Consider the following 13,854-nt stretch of genomic DNA (forward strand, 5'->3'; position numbering starts at 1 on the left):
GATACCGGCGGTGACAGACAAAACGGAGTAACTCGGAGCTTGACAGAAAGGGCCGCGATTAGACAACACGCACCGGCAAAGCCGGAGCATGTCCCGTTTGGATCACCCCTGCTTTTGCCCCATTGTGTTAGCGCGCTAACACGCTATACCGGCGCTCAGGAGGACGATCCATGATCGACGAGACTGATGATGAACGTCGCAGCGACCAGCCGGACCTAGCGCCGCTTTGCGCTGCCTTGCGCGCCATCCGCACCGATGAGGAGGGCGAACGCTTTTTGCGCGACCTGCTCACCCCGGGCGAGATGAAGACGCTGACAGAGCGCTGGAAAGTCGCCGGCCTGCTCGACGAGGGCGGGCACTCTTACCGAGAAATCGCAGAGATGACCGGCGCCAGCACGACCACAGTCACCCGTATTTCGCGCTTCCTCACCCAGGAGCCCTGGCAGGGCTACCGCCTCATTCTTCAACGCCTCAAGGAAACCACATCGTGACCCGTTTACGCATCGCCGTACAAAGCAAGGGCCGCCTCTCCGAAGGCGGTATGGACCTGTTGAAGCGTTGCGGTCTGCGCTTCGCCTATGGCCGCGACAAGCTGCACCAGCGGGCCGAGAATATGCCGGTTGATCTGATGCTGGTGCGCGATGATGACATCCCGAATTTCGTCGCCAGCGGTGCCTGCGATTACGGCATTGTCGGCGAAAATGTGCTGCGCGAGGAACAGCTTGCCGGGGGCCGGACCTCGGAACTGGAGATCGCGCTTCGGCTCGGTTTCGCCACCTGCCGCCTCAAACTCGCCGTGCCGGTCGAGGGCGAGATCCGCGAACTGGCCGACCTCCAGGGCAAGGCGATCGCCACCTCCTATCCCGGCATCACCAAAGCCTATCTCGCGGAGCGCGGCATCAACGTCGAGATCGTCGAAATGCGCGGCTCGGTCGAAGTCGCACCGCGCCTGCACATTGCCGATGCGATCTGCGATCTGGTCTCCTCCGGCGCGACGCTGCAGGCCAATGGGCTGAAAGCCATCGAGACCGTGTTTGAGAGCGAGGCCGTGCTGATCCGCCGCAAGGGCGCCCGTGAGCCGGAAACTGACACGATTGCCCGCATCCTGATGCGCCGGGCCGAAGGCGTGATCGCCTCCTCGCAGACCAAATACATCATGCTCAATGCGCCGAAAGACCGGCTCGACGCCATCCGCGCCCTGCTGCCGGGCGCCGACGCGCCGACCATCGCCCAGGTCGCCGGCCGCGACGATGTCGTGGCACTGCATGCGGTCTGCCGTGAGCGCGTCTTCTGGGAAACCCTCGAAGCGCTGGAGAAGGAGGGCGCGCGCGCCATCCTGGTCCTGCCGATTGAAAAAATGCTGGCCTGAGATGATGCTTGAAACCCTGACCTGGTCCACCGCTGACGCGGCCACGCGCGGCGTGATGCTGCAACGCCCGGAAACCACCGACACAGCCGGTGCCGCCGCCCGCGAGATCGTTGACGCCATCTATGCCGGCGGCGAGGCGGCCGTTCGCGATTATGCGGACCGTCTCGATAGCTACGCGCCGGCGGAGTTTCGCGTCGGGTCCGACGCCATCGCCGCAGCTCGCGCCGATCTGGGCGCGGCTGATGCCGAAGCCATCCTCGCGGCTGCCGATGCCGTGCGCCGTTTCCATGTCCGCCAGGGCTATGGCTCCTATAGCGTCGAGACCTGGCCCGGTGTCACCGCCTCGCGCCGTGCGACGCCGGTTGATGTCGCCGCGCTCTATGTGCCAGCGGGCAGTGCACCGCTGGTCTCGACCCTGATCATGCTCGCCATTCCGGCCCAGCTCGCCGGCGTGCCGCGCATCGTCGTGGTCGCACCGCCCGCGGGGCCGCAAGGTGTTGACCCCATCCTGCTCGCGGCTGCCAGCCTGCTCGGGCTGGATGAGGTCTATGCCATTGGCGGTGCCCAGGCCGTCGCGGCGCTCGCGACCGGCTCGGCAGGCTTGCCCCGCGCCGACAAGATTTTCGGTCCCGGCAATGCGTATGTCGCTGCCGCCAAGGCCTATGTCGCCAGCCTGCCGGGCGGGCCCGCCGTCGATCTGCCCGCCGGGCCGAGCGAGGTGATGGTGATCGCCGATGCCAATTCCGATGCCGCATTTGTCGCCAGCGATCTACTGAGCCAGGCCGAGCACGACCCGTCCGCGCAAGTGATGCTGGTCTGTTTCGATGTGGCCACGCGTGCGCGGATTGTCGCGGAAGTCGAGGCGCAGCTGGCCGTGCTGCCGCGCGCTGATATCGCGCGTCAGGCCATGCGCCACTCACGCGCCATTCTCTGCGGCGGCCTCGATGAGGCGGCAGACATCGCCAATGCCTATGCACCGGAACACCTGATCCTGCAGCTCGGTGAGGCGGAATCGCTGGTGAGCCGCGTGCGCCATGCCGGTTCGATCTTTGTCGGGGCCTGGGCACCGGAAGCCGCGGGCGATTATGCTGCCGGACCCAATCACACCCTGCCCACAGGCGGTGCGGCGCGGGCCCATGGCGGTGTCACGGTCGAGGCCTTCCAGAAAACCACCACCATATTGCGGGCCAGCAAGGACGGCGCTGCAGCGATGGCCCCGACGGTCGAGCGCCTGGCCGCGCTTGAGGGGCTGGCCGGGCACGAGACAGCAATGCGGTTTCGGCGTGAATGGGCGCAGGCCTGGCCGGACGAGGCGTCCGGGCCGCGCCTGCGCACCAGCGCCAAGCGGCGCAAGACGAAGGAGACGGATATCACCGTTTTCGTCGATCTCGACCGCGACGGTCCGAGCGTGATTTCCACGGGGATCGGCTATTTCGACCACATGCTTGACCAGATCGCCCGCCATGCCGGCATCGCCGTCAATATCGACGCGACCGGTGATCTGGAAATCGATGCCCACCACACCATCGAGGATGTCTGCCTGACGCTGGGCGAAGCCCTGCACGAAGCGCTCGGTGACAAGCGCGGTATCGCCCGGTTCGGCTTTGAACTGCCGATGGACGAGACGCGGGCCGGTGTCTGGATCGACCTCTCCGGGCGGCCTTTTGCCAAGTTCGAGGGCGAGATACCCGGCGAGCGCGTCGGCGAGTTTCCGGTCGAGATGGTGCCGCACGCATTTCGATCGCTCGCCGAATCGATGAAGGCGGCGATCCATGTCCGCGTCGAGGGCGAGAATGCCCACCACATGGTCGAGGGCTCGTTCAAGGCCTTCGGCCGGGCGCTGCGCCAGGCGGTGCGGATCGAGAGCGAACGCCTGCCTTCGACCAAGGAATTCCTCGAATGAAGATCGGCGTCATCGATACCGGCTGCGCCAATCTCGCTTCGGTGCGCTTTGCGCTGGAACGGGCAGGGCTGGACCATGTTGCGGCGGCCCAACCGTCACAGCTGGGCGATTGCGACCGGCTGATCCTGCCCGGCGTCGGCTCGGCTGCACCGGCGATGGCGCGTCTGACAGATCGTGGTTGGGCCGAGTTATTGCGCGGTGATGATCGACCCTTGCTGGGCATCTGCCTGGGCATGCAGCTCCTGTTTGACCGCTCCGAGGAGGGCGGCGTCGAAGGGTTGGGTCTGATCGCTGGCGATATTGTCCGCCTGCCGCGCGCCGAAGGTCTGGTCTGGCCGCACATGGGCTGGAATGAGCTGGATGACCTCGACCCGGATGAGGTCTTGCTCGACGGTATCGAGCCGGGCAGCCATGCCTATTTCGTGCACGGCTATTTCGCGCCGCCGGGTCCGGCAAGCCGGGCCATCTGCCAGTATGGCCAGCCGGTTTCGGCCCTGGTGCGTCAGGGCCATGTCGCCGGCTGTCAATTCCATCCCGAACGCTCCGGCCCGGCCGGAGCCCGTATCCTGATGAATTTCGCGGGAGCGATATCATGATCCTCTACCCCGCCATCGATTTGCTCGACGGCCGCGTCGTTCGCCTGCACAAGGGCGCCTTTGATGCCGTCACCGATTATGGCGATGATCCGGTCGCCGTCGCTGAAGCCTTTGGTGAGGCCGGGGCGAGCTGGGTCCATGTCGTCGATCTCGCCGGTGCCCGCGAGGGAGCGCGGCGTCAGTCCGGGACCATTCGCGCGATCTGCCAGACCGGGCTGCGGGTGCAGACCGGCGGCGGCGTGCGTTCGGCGCAGGATATCGAGAGCCTGCTGGCGATCGGCGTCGAGCGCGTCATTATTGGCTCTCTCGCCGTGACCGAGGCGCCGCTGGTTCGCGAGTGGATCGACCACTACGGGGCCCAGAGCATCACCCTGGCGCTCGATGTCAAACGTCTTGGCGGCAATTACCGCCCGGCCCTGCAGGGCTGGACCGACATGATGATGACCACCTTGCCCGAAGTGATCGCCGCCTATGACGGCTCGGGGCTCAAACACGCGCTGGTCACCGATATCAGCCGCGATGGAGATCTGTCGGGGCCGAATCTGGCGCTGTATCGCGATCTGCGCGAGCGTCACCCACAGATTGATTGGCAGGCTTCCGGCGGCGTGTCATCGCTGGCCGATCTGGAGGCGGTGCGCGCGCTTGGCATGGCGGGCGCCATTACCGGCAAGGCCCTCTATGAAGGCATTTTCACCCTGAAGGAGGCGCTGGCATGCTCGCAAGGCGGATAATTCCCTGCCTCGATGTGCGCGATGGCCGCGTCGTGAAAGGCGTGCGCTTTCGCGATCACGAGGATGTCGGCGGCATTGTCGATCTGGCACGCCGCTATGCGGCGGAAGGGGCAGACGAGCTGGTCTTCTACGACATCGCCGCCAGCACGCGCGGCGAAACGGTTGAACCCGCCTGGGTCACCGCCGTGGCGCGTGAACTGGACATCCCCTTTTGCGTCGCTGGCGGTATTCGCACTGTCGATGACGCGCGCGCGCGCCTGTTTGCCGGCGCGGACAAGATTTCGGTCAATTCGCCGGCGCTGGAAAACCCCGGCCTGATCGATGCCCTGGCAGCAGAATTTGGCTGTCAGTGCGTCGTGCTCGGCGTCGACAGTCGCCGGATCGACGGTCAATGGCAGGTCCACCAATATACCGGTGATCCCGACAAGACGCAGCTCTCTCAGCGCCTGACGCTGGACTGGATTGCCGAGGGCATTGAGCGCGGGGCCGGCGAGGTCGTGCTCAATTGCATGGACCAGGACGGGGTGCGCGAGGGTTATGATATCGACCAGCTTGCCGCGGCGCGGGACGTGTGTTCCACACCTTTGATTGCTTCAGGCGGTGCGGGTAGCAAAGAAGACTTCAAATCCGTCTTCAATGCCGCCAATGTTGACGGTGCGCTGGCTGCCAGCGTGTTTCACAAACAGGTTTTCGGGATCGGCGAATTGAAAGCTTATCTCGGCCAGAATGGTATCAGGGTACGGACATGATCGACACGAATTCCCTGGACTGGGCCAAGGGTGACGGGCTGGTTCCCGCCATTATCCAGGATGCGGCGACCCGTCAGGTCCTGATGCTCGGCTATATGAATGCTGAAGCGCTTCAGTTGACCCAGGAAACTGGAAAAGTCCACTTTTTCAGCCGCTCACGGCAATCTCTTTGGAAGAAGGGCGAGACCTCCGGCCTCAGTTTCAAACTGGTCAGCATCGCTCTGGATTGCGATCAGGACACGCTTCTGGTCGAGGTCAAGCCGAAGGGCGCCGCCTGCCATACCGGTACGGTGAGCTGTTTCGGTGATGATCCCGGACCGGGCCTGGGCTTCCTGGCGCACCTGCGGGCCATCATCAAGAAGCGCAAGAAAGACAAGACCAAGGGCTCCTATGTTGGCTCTCTCCTGGCGCGCGCGCCCAAGCGACCAGCCCAGAAAGTCGGCGAGGAGGGGGTTGAAGTCGCCATGGCGGCCGTTTCGGAAAGCCGCGCCGCGGTGGCCGAGGAATCGGCGGATCTCATCTTCCACCTCCTGGTGCTGCTGGAATCGCGCGATCTCGGACTTGAAGATGTCATCGCGGTATTGCGCAAGCGCCATGCGGTCCGGGCGGCGCAATAACACCATGTCAGCGGCACGCCGCAGGGCTGGGAACTGGCGAGGCCTGCTCCTGGCCGGTGCCGTCTGGCTCGGCGCTTCGGCCGCCTGGGGCCAGGACGTGGTGACTGTGACGGGCGACCGGCGCGGCGAGGCGCGCGACGCGGCGATCATCCCGGCTGCGGTGATCAATGCGGCCGCGATCCAATCGGTCGGGGCCCAGCATGTCTCCGAACTGCTCAACCGCACCGCCGGCGTCAACATCAACCGGGGCAATGGCGCTGAACACCTCACCGCGATCCGCTCGCCGGTCCTGACGGGCGGTGCAGGGGCGGGATCCTTTCTTTATCTGGAAGATGGCGTGCCGTTGCGCGCTGCCGGTTTTGCCAATGTAAACGGGCTGTTCGAGGCCCTGACCGGGGTGGCCGGCGGTATTGAAGTGGTGCGCGGCCCGGGCTCGGCGCTCCATGGCTCCAATGCGCTGCACGGCCTGATCAATATCCTCACCCCCGATCCGGCCATAACGCCCTCGCACGCCGAGCTCGAGCTGGGCTCATTCGGGCGTGCGCGCGCCTCGGGCGTGTTGGCACGGCCGGGCGAGGGCGTCAGTGCGTTGCTGGCCGTCGAGACGCAGCATGAGGATGGCTGGCGTGAGGATGCCGGGCTCGACCGGGTTGGCGTGCTGGCGCGGGCGGACGGGACGGCCGGCGATGTGCGCTGGCAATGGAGCGCCAGCATCATCACGCTGAACCAGGAAACGGCCGGCTATGTCACCGGAGCCTCGGCCTATGAAGACCGCAGCCTGTCGCGCGCCAACGCCAATCCGGAAGCCTTTCGCGATGCCGTCGCCATGCGCATGGCGCTGCGCATGGACGGGGAATGGGGATCGGGCTGGTCCTGGTCGCTGACACCCTATGCGCGCGGCAATGAGATGGATTTGCTGATGCATTTCCTGCCATCCCAGGCGCTCGAGGAGAGCGGGCATACCAGCGTCGGCCTGCTTGTCTCGGCGGCGCGTGATTTCGCCGGCGGCCGCATCACTTTCGGCAGCGATTTCGAGCAAACGAGCGGTTACCTGCGCGAGATACAGGCGCGCCCGACGATTTTCTCCTTCGTGCAGGGCGATCATTATGATTTCGACGTCGATGCGCGGGCCTTTGCCCTCTACGCCCAGACCCGCTGGCAGGTCGGCGATAGCCTTGCGCTGCAGGCCGGCCTGCGCGCCGAGCAGACCCGCTTTGCCTACGACAACCACCTTGCCGCCGACACGGTCGGGCGTTTCCTGCGCTTGGGCGATCGCGATGACCGCTATGACACGCTGACCCCGCATGCCGGTGCGATCTGGCGTCTTGATGCCGACCATTCGCTCTTCGGTCGCATCGCTCGCGGCGCCCGGGCGCCGCAGACCACCGAGCTCTACCGGCTGCAGGCAGGGCAGGAGATTGACGCGATTGAGCCGGAGACACTCGACAGCATTGAGGCGGGTTATCGCCTGAGCCTCGGCGATGATGGCCGGCTCGAGCTGACGGCGTTCTCGATGGCCAAGCGCCATGTCTTCTTTCGCGATGCTGACGGGTTCAACGTCACCGACGGGCGCACGCGTCATCACGGCGTTGAGGCCGAGTTCGATTACCCCCTCACACAAGCCTGGCGCATCCACCTCGCCGGGACATGGGCCCGCCACACTTATGATTTCGACCGGCCCGTCGGCACGGCCAGCGAAGTGATCCGCAAGGGCGCCGATATCGATACGGCGCCGCGCTGGCTGTGGGATGCGCGCCTGGTCTGGCGCCCTCATGCGGCCTGGTCGGGCGAACTGGCGTGGAGCCATTCCGGTGCCTACTTCACCGATGCGGCCAATGCGCATGCCTATGATGGCCACGACCTGTTGGCCCTGCGTCTGCGCTATGCACCCAGCGAGCGCGTCGAGCTGTTCGCAGCCGTGCGAAACCTGCTCGATGAGCCTTACGCCGAGCGCGCGGACTTCGCCTTTGGCAATGAACGCTATTTTCCGGGCGAACCACGCGCTATCACTATCGGTATTCGCGTCACCGGCTGAGCCCGTTCTGGCGCCAGGGGAGGAATATATGCGACATTTATTGCTGGCCGGTCTGGCCTCGCTGAGCCTGACAGGCATGGGACAGGCCCAGGATTATTTCCCCGCCGCCGGCGATGCGCAGTGGGAGCGCCGCGAACCGGCTTCGCTCGGTTTTGATGCCGGCGCGCTGCAAGCCGCCATCGATTTCGCCATCGCCCATGAGACGACCGCGCCACAGGCCTGGGGCGAGGGGATTGATGCGCGCGATCTGGAAGTCATGGTGCCCCTGACCTGGGCCTATGAACCACATTCCAGCCCGATCGGTGAATTGCGTCCGCGCGGCGCACCGGCCGGCATCATTCTCCGCAATGGCTATATCGTCGCCGAATGGGGTGATCTCGAGCGGGTCGACATGACCTTCTCCGTCTCCAAAAGCTTTTTGAGCCATGTCGTCGGCCTCGCGGTCGATGACGGCTTGATCGCCGATGTCGCTGCGCCCGTTTCCGATCTGGTTGCCGACCCGCTCTTCCATACCGGGCACAATACGCCCATCACCTGGGACCAGATGTTGCGCCAGACCTCGGGCTGGTCGGGCACACTCTGGGACAAGCCGGACTGGGCGGATCGCCCATCGCGCGATAACCCGGCCAGTGATCTCGTCGCCGGCCCGCCAGTGCCCGGTGCCGCGTGGGAATATAATGATGTCCGCGTCAATGCGCTGGCCCTGGCCGCCCTGCATGTCTGGCACGAGCCGCTGGCGCAGGTGCTCGACGAGCGCATCATGACGCCGATCGGCTCTGCAGGAACATGGGAGTGGCAGGGCTACAAGAATAGCTGGGTCGAGCTGGACGAAGGCGAGGAGCTCTACTGGTCGGTCTCCGGCGGGGGGCATTGGGGCGGCGGCATGATGCTGTCGGCTTATGACCAGGCCCGTTTCGGCCTGCTCGGTCTCAATCGCGGCAATTGGGATGGCACGCAATTGCTCTCCGAGGCCTGGTATGAGCGCTCGCTGACGCCCACCGATGTTGCACCATCCTATGGCTATATGAATTTCTTCCTCAACCGCCCGGACATCGAAGGCGCGGCGATTTCCGTACCGTCGGCGCCGGCCGGAAGTTTTGCCTATCTCGGGGCGGGCGCCAACATGATCTATATCGACCCCGACCACGATATTGTCGCCGTGGTGCGCTGGATTGATAGCGGCCAGCGCAATGGCTTTATCGAGCGGTTGATGGCGGCGGTGGCGGAGTAGGGGCGGGCCCGCCCGCGTCGGATGGATGTTGAATATGATACGCCATCGTGCTATCTAGATTGCATTCTAGAAAGTGGCTCCAATGGCGTTGAGCATCAAGACTGAAGAAGCCGACCGCCTCGCCAGGGAACTTGCAACCCTGACCGGCGAGACGATGACCCAGACCGTGACCCGCGCCCTGCAGGAGCGTTTGGATCGGCTGCAGGCCGAGCGCCGGGCGAGCCAGTCGGTTATTGCCGCCGGCCTGCTGCAGGTCGCAGAGGAAATTCGTGAAGGCTTCGATCTGAAGCCGATCTCCAAGGCTGAATGGGATGCGCTTTGGGGCGAGGACGAGATCGAGGATTTGAGCAAGCGTTGAGGCAGGAATGCTGGTTGTAGACAGCTCGGCACTGATGGCGATCCTGCTTGGCGAGCCGGAAGCGGATGATGTGCGTTCCTGTATCGCGAGCGCGTCCGCGCGGGTCATTTCTGCTGCCAATTTCGTGGAACTCGGAACGGTGATCGCCGGTCGAAGCGGCAAGGGCGATGCGCAAGCTGTGCTTGCCTCGGAGCGCTTGCTGGCGGCTGCCGATATCACGATCGCGCCCATCACCGCAGACCTGGCGCGCCAGGCGCTGCACGCCCGAATCCGGTTCGGTCGAGGCTTTGGCCATCGCGCACGGCTGAATTTCGGGGATTGTTTCGCCTACGCGCTGGCGATCTCGCTTGATGCGCCCCTGCTCTTCATCGGCGATGACTTTCCACATACCGATGTTCGTTCAGCCCTGATCCGCTGATCCGGCCTAAGCCTCCGGTGGCGCCACCTTGTCCTTGCCGGTTCGCGGCTTTTTCTGGCGCGACAGGCGCTCGGTGATCAGGGCGATCGGCAGATCGCTGACGGCTTTCAGGCCGGCAATGCTGGAGGCCGTCTGCACGCCGCGCCAGACGCCCATCATCAATTCCTGGCGCATGCGAACGCGGCCGCCCTGGGAGGGTTCCTCGATCTGGTCGAGCCGGGTCAGTGACCACAAGCCGATCAGGGTGGCGGCGAGGAAGTAGAAGTCCCAGCGCGTGACATCGAAGGCGGGAATGATGGTCTCACCATCCGGCGCACTCCAGTTCACGGTCAGCGAGAACTGGTAATTGGCCAGCACATCGGCATAGAGACCGCCGATGATCGGCGCGGTTCCTGCCGCGATGGCGGTGAAGGCGGCGACCAGTGCGAGGTGGCGGGTGGCACCATTGGTCGGCGAGAGCGCATTAGCCATATTGCCCGAGGCCAGGGTGACGCCGGCGGTGGCAATGCCGGTCAGGATGTGGATGCCGACCAACAGCGGCATGGTGAAGACATGCCGCTCCGGCAGGCTGGTAAAGGTCCAGGCAAAGATGCAGGCGATGAAGAGCGGTGCCGCAAACTGAAGCACGCGCTTGTTGGAATAGCGGTCGGCGAGCGAGCCGAATGTGCCGGTGACCAGGGCATTAGCCCCCTGGCTGAGCGCCGTCAGCATCATCACCGTTGTCAGGTCGAGCCCGAGCTGGCGCAGCATCTGCACCGCAAAGAAGGGCGCCGCCAGATGGCTGGCGAAATTCCACGAGAACAGGAAGGTAATCAGGCGGCGGAAATTCTTTTCCTTCAGCGGCGAGAACAGGCCGGTTTTCTGTTCCGGACCGTGCTCGAGCGGCAGCGGCGTCGGCTCGGGGATTTGCGCCATGGCGAAGGTTTCCAGCACACCGCTGAAGGTCGCAATGACCAGCAGGGCCGAATAGGCATAGATCTGCGGCAGGCCGGTCAGCCCGGTCCAGTTATCGACGAAGACGCCGCCGGCCAGCGCGGCGATTGCGGCCATGACCGTCATCCAGGTCAGGCGCTGGGCCGAGAACACGCCGCGCCGCTCCGGGGGCAGGAAATCGCGTACCCAGCTATTCCAGGCGCAGCCGGCGATGGCGCCGAATATGTAGCGTATGGCGAAGGCGACCACGAGCAGGAGCAGGGCCGACGGGCCGGGCTGCAGCAGGGCAGCGGCAGCGGCACCGAGCAGGAGGAGGCGGCTGGCCAGGGTCAGCGACACGGCGACCAGGCGCCGGCTGGCAATGCGTTCAACCAGATAGACCGCCGGCAATTGCGCCAGCTGGGTCAGTGAGGGGATGGCGGCGAGCACGCCGATCACCAGGTTGGAGGCGCCTAGGCTCAGCGCATAGGCGGTGAGGAACACGCCGATCGACAGTGTTTCCATGATCTTGAAGAACATGCCATTGCGCACATACCATTTCAGACCGGCCTCACGGTCTGCTTCGGTGAGCTGCGTTGTCGCGAACATGCTGGATCCTCGACGATCGACCGCGCGTCAGGCTTGGCCGGCCGGTGCCGGGCCGTCGCAGGGCGGGAAAGGCCGCATAGCATCATCGCCCTGTCCTTGCATCCGATTTGACACCGGCGCGGCGGATTTGCCCGGCCGCCGGATCTGGCCTTAGATCAACCGGGAATCAGCCCTTGGCGCAGCGGAACGGGACGTCATGACCGGGATATTGGACGCGGTGCAATGATCAGCCTGTTCTCCGATCTCGCCCGGGCGCTGGGCCTGGCGGTTGATGCCGCCCTGCTGCAGCGCGCGGCCTTCACCCATCTCGTCGATCACCCGTCCATCGCACTGGCGGCGCTGGTCATACCGCTTGTCGCCGGGGCCTCTGAAATGCTCGGCAAGGCTTATGTCCTGGCCGCGCAGAAAGTCGGGCGCTGGCGGATCATGGCCAGTCTCATGGTGACCGGCCTGGTCTATCTGCTCGGCGTTCTGGTCTGGAGCGCGAGCGCGCATTTCCTGCTCGGCCTGGCCGGCGATCTGACCGTGTCGGAAGCGGCGCTGGCCGGCATTATCGCGCTGGGCTATGCCCCGCGCCTGCTCAGCGTGCTGACGGTGGCCCCCTATTACGGTGAATTCCTCGACCGGGCGCTGGATGCCTGGACCTTTGTCTGTGTCGGTTGGGGGTTTTGGGTCGTGATTGGCGGGCCGCTTGGCCTGGTCATTGTGAGTGCTGCGGCGGGGTGGCTGGTCAGTGCCGCGGTCCGTCATTATGGCGGCCGGCTGAGCGAGCCGCTGCTGCGGCGTCTGCGTCTGGTGACGCCGGGAGGCGGGCATGATTGAGGATGCGCTGGGCTGGCTCCTGCTGACCGGTTTTATCGCCTTCGTCCTGGCGAGCACACTGGCGCCCCTCGAAACCCTGTTCTGGTGGTCGCGGCAAGGCCGGCCCGAGAACATGCCAGCTGCGCCAGCGGTGACGGCCAAGCCGCCGGTCCGGGCCGCCACGGAATTCATCGTCTATCTTGGCGGGATTGACCGGATCAGCGGCACGTCGAATTCCGGCCGTGAGCGCCGCTTCCTGGCGGCCTTGCGTGAGGGCGTGCCCGATGCCGTGCTGGTCGACAGTGTCTTTCCCTATGCGGCGTCGGGTAATCCACTGCTGCACGGACCGCGTATTTTCAGCCGGCTCTGGCGCGCGCTCGACGCCGCACCGCTGCACCAGCGCCGGCCCTTGCTGGCCAATCTGGTCAATGCGCGCAATTTCTTCCAGGTCCTGGTTTCGGCCGACCGGCGCTATGGGCCGGTCTTCAATCTCGCCCTGGCCGGTTTGATCGAGGACAGTCTGCGCGCGGCCGGCTGGCAGCCGGGTGGCGGCGCGCGCCTGACGCTGATCGGGCTGAGCGGCGGCGCCCAGATGGCGGCCGGCGCCGCCGATGATCTCGCCAATGTCTTTGATGGCCCGATCCAGCTGATTTCGATTGGCGGTGTCATCGCCTCGACCCCCGGCCTGAACCGTCTGGCCCGCATTGACCATATCGCCGGCCGCGCCGATCGGGTTGAGGCTGCAGGCGTCCTGGCCTTCCCGGCCCGCTGGCCGGTTTCGACCGGATCAGAATGGGCTGTCGCGCGCAGCTCAGGCCGCCTCAAACGCATTCCGCTGGCCGATGTCACCCATAACGGGCCGCGCGGCTATTTCGGCGAGGCTCATCATGGCGGCCGGCCACAATGGCAAGAGACGGTCGCCATCGTGGTGGACTGTATCGAGCGCTTCGAGCATGAGACCGGGAAACCCCGGCCGGACTAGATGCGCTATTCGTGTTTGGTACAGCTGAACTCGGCCAGCATGCGTCCACCCTCGGCGCGAGCGGTAAAGCGGATCGTATTCGCCGCGGTCTGCGCCAGCGGGTGGTTGTCATCTTCATATTGGCCACCGGCCGCCATAGCGTCGGCCGTCGCCGCGAAAGCGGTGTCGAGGACAGCATAATCTTCGGCGACACATCCCGTGATTCGATCAAGACGCCCGGTCAGCTGATTCAAACGCATGGCGGTTTGGTCGTCGATCGGCGCATCGACGCTCATGACGATGACCGGGGTCGAGCAATACTCGGCGCTCAGCGTCACGATTGTGCCGTCGGGGAAGCTGCCGCGTTCACTGCGCCCGGAGGCGTCGTTGCGCAGGATTTCGACATTGGCGAGACGCGCTGCGGCGAGCTCGAAACTGTATGCGCTATGGTCGACACAAGTGTCAGTAAGGACCAGCATTGTACTGGCGAGTGCGAGAGCGATGATCACGGCTTTCCCCCAAAATCAAACTGACGCGTCGATATCACGACAGCGCTGTCGTGGA

Annotated in this window: 15 protein-coding genes; 13 read left to right on the forward strand and 2 right to left on the reverse strand. The window is 64.9% G+C overall.

Annotated features, from left to right (window positions below):
- The first annotated feature begins 170 nt into the window (after window positions 1-170).
- The 11 genes from ACN0YJ_RS11875 (at window position 171) to ACN0YJ_RS11925 (ending at window position 10,007) form a co-directional block, all read left to right on the forward strand.
- Window positions 171-491: a YerC/YecD family TrpR-related protein gene (locus ACN0YJ_RS11875; RefSeq protein ID WP_417489730.1), complete on the forward strand. Its 321-nt coding sequence runs from the start codon at window positions 171-173 to the stop codon at window positions 489-491.
- A complete protein-coding gene (gene hisG / locus ACN0YJ_RS11880) occupies window positions 485-1,369 on the forward strand; it encodes an ATP phosphoribosyltransferase (protein WP_417496350.1) in 885 nt (294 codons plus the stop codon). The genes ACN0YJ_RS11875 and hisG overlap by 7 nt, the downstream gene beginning before the upstream one ends.
- 1 nt (window position 1,370) lies before the next feature.
- The gene (hisD, locus tag ACN0YJ_RS11885) at window positions 1,371-3,272 is read left to right on the forward strand and encodes a histidinol dehydrogenase (protein WP_417496316.1); all 1,902 of its coding nucleotides are present in this window, start codon (window positions 1,371-1,373) and stop codon (window positions 3,270-3,272) included.
- Window positions 3,269-3,868, forward strand: coding sequence for an imidazole glycerol phosphate synthase subunit HisH (gene hisH, locus ACN0YJ_RS11890; RefSeq protein ID WP_417496317.1), 600 nt, complete (start codon window positions 3,269-3,271; stop codon window positions 3,866-3,868). The genes hisD and hisH overlap by 4 nt, the downstream gene beginning before the upstream one ends.
- Window positions 3,865-4,599, forward strand: a complete 735-nt coding sequence (hisA, locus tag ACN0YJ_RS11895; protein ID WP_417496318.1) for a 1-(5-phosphoribosyl)-5-[(5-phosphoribosylamino)methylideneamino]imidazole-4-carboxamide isomerase — start codon at window positions 3,865-3,867, stop codon at window positions 4,597-4,599. Before hisH ends, hisA begins: the two co-directional genes overlap by 4 nt.
- On the forward strand, window positions 4,581-5,348 hold the full coding sequence (gene hisF, locus ACN0YJ_RS11900; protein ID WP_417496319.1) for an imidazole glycerol phosphate synthase subunit HisF: 768 nt from the start codon (window positions 4,581-4,583) through the stop codon (window positions 5,346-5,348). Before hisA ends, hisF begins: the two co-directional genes overlap by 19 nt.
- Window positions 5,345-5,965, forward strand: coding sequence for a bifunctional phosphoribosyl-AMP cyclohydrolase/phosphoribosyl-ATP diphosphatase HisIE (hisIE, locus tag ACN0YJ_RS11905; protein ID WP_417476370.1), 621 nt, complete (start codon window positions 5,345-5,347; stop codon window positions 5,963-5,965). The genes hisF and hisIE overlap by 4 nt, the downstream gene beginning before the upstream one ends.
- A 4-nt stretch (window positions 5,966-5,969) precedes the next feature.
- Window positions 5,970-8,000 carry a TonB-dependent receptor gene (locus tag ACN0YJ_RS11910; protein ID WP_417496320.1) on the forward strand — a complete coding sequence of 677 codons (2,031 nt, stop codon included), beginning with the start codon at window positions 5,970-5,972 and terminating at the stop codon, window positions 7,998-8,000.
- 28 nt (window positions 8,001-8,028) lie between these two features.
- Complete coding sequence (locus tag ACN0YJ_RS11915) at window positions 8,029-9,231, forward strand: serine hydrolase domain-containing protein (protein WP_417476368.1); 1,203 nt, start codon at window positions 8,029-8,031, stop codon at window positions 9,229-9,231.
- 82 nt (window positions 9,232-9,313) lie between these two features.
- Window positions 9,314-9,589 (forward strand): type II toxin-antitoxin system VapB family antitoxin, encoded by a 276-nt coding sequence (locus tag ACN0YJ_RS11920; RefSeq protein WP_417476367.1) that lies wholly within the window; start codon window positions 9,314-9,316, stop codon window positions 9,587-9,589.
- A gap of 7 nt (window positions 9,590-9,596) precedes the next feature.
- Entirely contained in the window at window positions 9,597-10,007 is a 411-nt protein-coding gene (locus tag ACN0YJ_RS11925; protein WP_417496321.1) for a type II toxin-antitoxin system VapC family toxin, read from the forward strand.
- 6 nt (window positions 10,008-10,013) lie between these two features.
- Here the strand turns inward: ACN0YJ_RS11925 and ACN0YJ_RS11930 are convergent, their stop codons facing one another.
- The gene (locus tag ACN0YJ_RS11930; protein ID WP_417496322.1) at window positions 10,014-11,528 is read right to left on the reverse strand and encodes an MFS transporter; all 1,515 of its coding nucleotides are present in this window, start codon (window positions 11,526-11,528) and stop codon (window positions 10,014-10,016) included.
- Between the two features lie 222 nt (window positions 11,529-11,750).
- Here ACN0YJ_RS11930 and ACN0YJ_RS11935 point away from each other — a divergent pair, with 222 nt between their 5' ends.
- Window positions 11,751-12,350: a hypothetical protein gene (locus tag ACN0YJ_RS11935; protein ID WP_417496323.1), complete on the forward strand. Its 600-nt coding sequence runs from the start codon at window positions 11,751-11,753 to the stop codon at window positions 12,348-12,350.
- Window positions 12,343-13,311, forward strand: a complete 969-nt coding sequence (locus ACN0YJ_RS11940; protein WP_417496324.1) for a hypothetical protein — start codon at window positions 12,343-12,345, stop codon at window positions 13,309-13,311. The genes ACN0YJ_RS11935 and ACN0YJ_RS11940 overlap by 8 nt, the downstream gene beginning before the upstream one ends.
- Before the next feature lie 5 nt (window positions 13,312-13,316).
- On the opposite strand, the gene ACN0YJ_RS11945 is transcribed toward ACN0YJ_RS11940, so the two are convergent.
- On the reverse strand, window positions 13,317-13,799 hold the full coding sequence (locus ACN0YJ_RS11945) for a hypothetical protein (RefSeq protein ID WP_417496325.1): 483 nt from the start codon (window positions 13,797-13,799) through the stop codon (window positions 13,317-13,319).
- Between the last annotated feature and the right edge of the window lie 55 nt (window positions 13,800-13,854).

This window comes from Maricaulis sp., from assembly GCF_048270095.1.
Lineage (GTDB): Bacteria > Pseudomonadota > Alphaproteobacteria > Caulobacterales > Maricaulaceae > Maricaulis.

Coding starts and splice junctions, on each gene's coding strand:
- ACN0YJ_RS11910 (WP_417496320.1), top strand. CDS start 5,970: ATGTCAGCGGCACGCCGCAGGGCTGGGAACTGGCGAGGCCTGCTCCTG.
- ACN0YJ_RS11935 (WP_417496323.1), top strand. CDS start 11,751: ATGATCAGCCTGTTCTCCGATCTCGCCCGGGCGCTGGGCCTGGCGGTT.
- ACN0YJ_RS11915 (WP_417476368.1), top strand. CDS start 8,029: ATGCGACATTTATTGCTGGCCGGTCTGGCCTCGCTGAGCCTGACAGGC.
- hisH (WP_417496317.1), top strand. CDS start 3,269: ATGAAGATCGGCGTCATCGATACCGGCTGCGCCAATCTCGCTTCGGTG.
- hisA (WP_417496318.1), top strand. CDS start 3,865: ATGATCCTCTACCCCGCCATCGATTTGCTCGACGGCCGCGTCGTTCGC.
- ACN0YJ_RS11925 (WP_417496321.1), top strand. CDS start 9,597: ATGCTGGTTGTAGACAGCTCGGCACTGATGGCGATCCTGCTTGGCGAG.
- ACN0YJ_RS11930 (WP_417496322.1), bottom strand. CDS start 11,528: ATGTTCGCGACAACGCAGCTCACCGAAGCAGACCGTGAGGCCGGTCTG.
- ACN0YJ_RS11920 (WP_417476367.1), top strand. CDS start 9,314: ATGGCGTTGAGCATCAAGACTGAAGAAGCCGACCGCCTCGCCAGGGAA.
- hisIE (WP_417476370.1), top strand. CDS start 5,345: ATGATCGACACGAATTCCCTGGACTGGGCCAAGGGTGACGGGCTGGTT.
- ACN0YJ_RS11875 (WP_417489730.1), top strand. CDS start 171: ATGATCGACGAGACTGATGATGAACGTCGCAGCGACCAGCCGGACCTA.
- hisD (WP_417496316.1), top strand. CDS start 1,371: ATGATGCTTGAAACCCTGACCTGGTCCACCGCTGACGCGGCCACGCGC.
- hisF (WP_417496319.1), top strand. CDS start 4,581: ATGCTCGCAAGGCGGATAATTCCCTGCCTCGATGTGCGCGATGGCCGC.
- ACN0YJ_RS11940 (WP_417496324.1), top strand. CDS start 12,343: ATGATTGAGGATGCGCTGGGCTGGCTCCTGCTGACCGGTTTTATCGCC.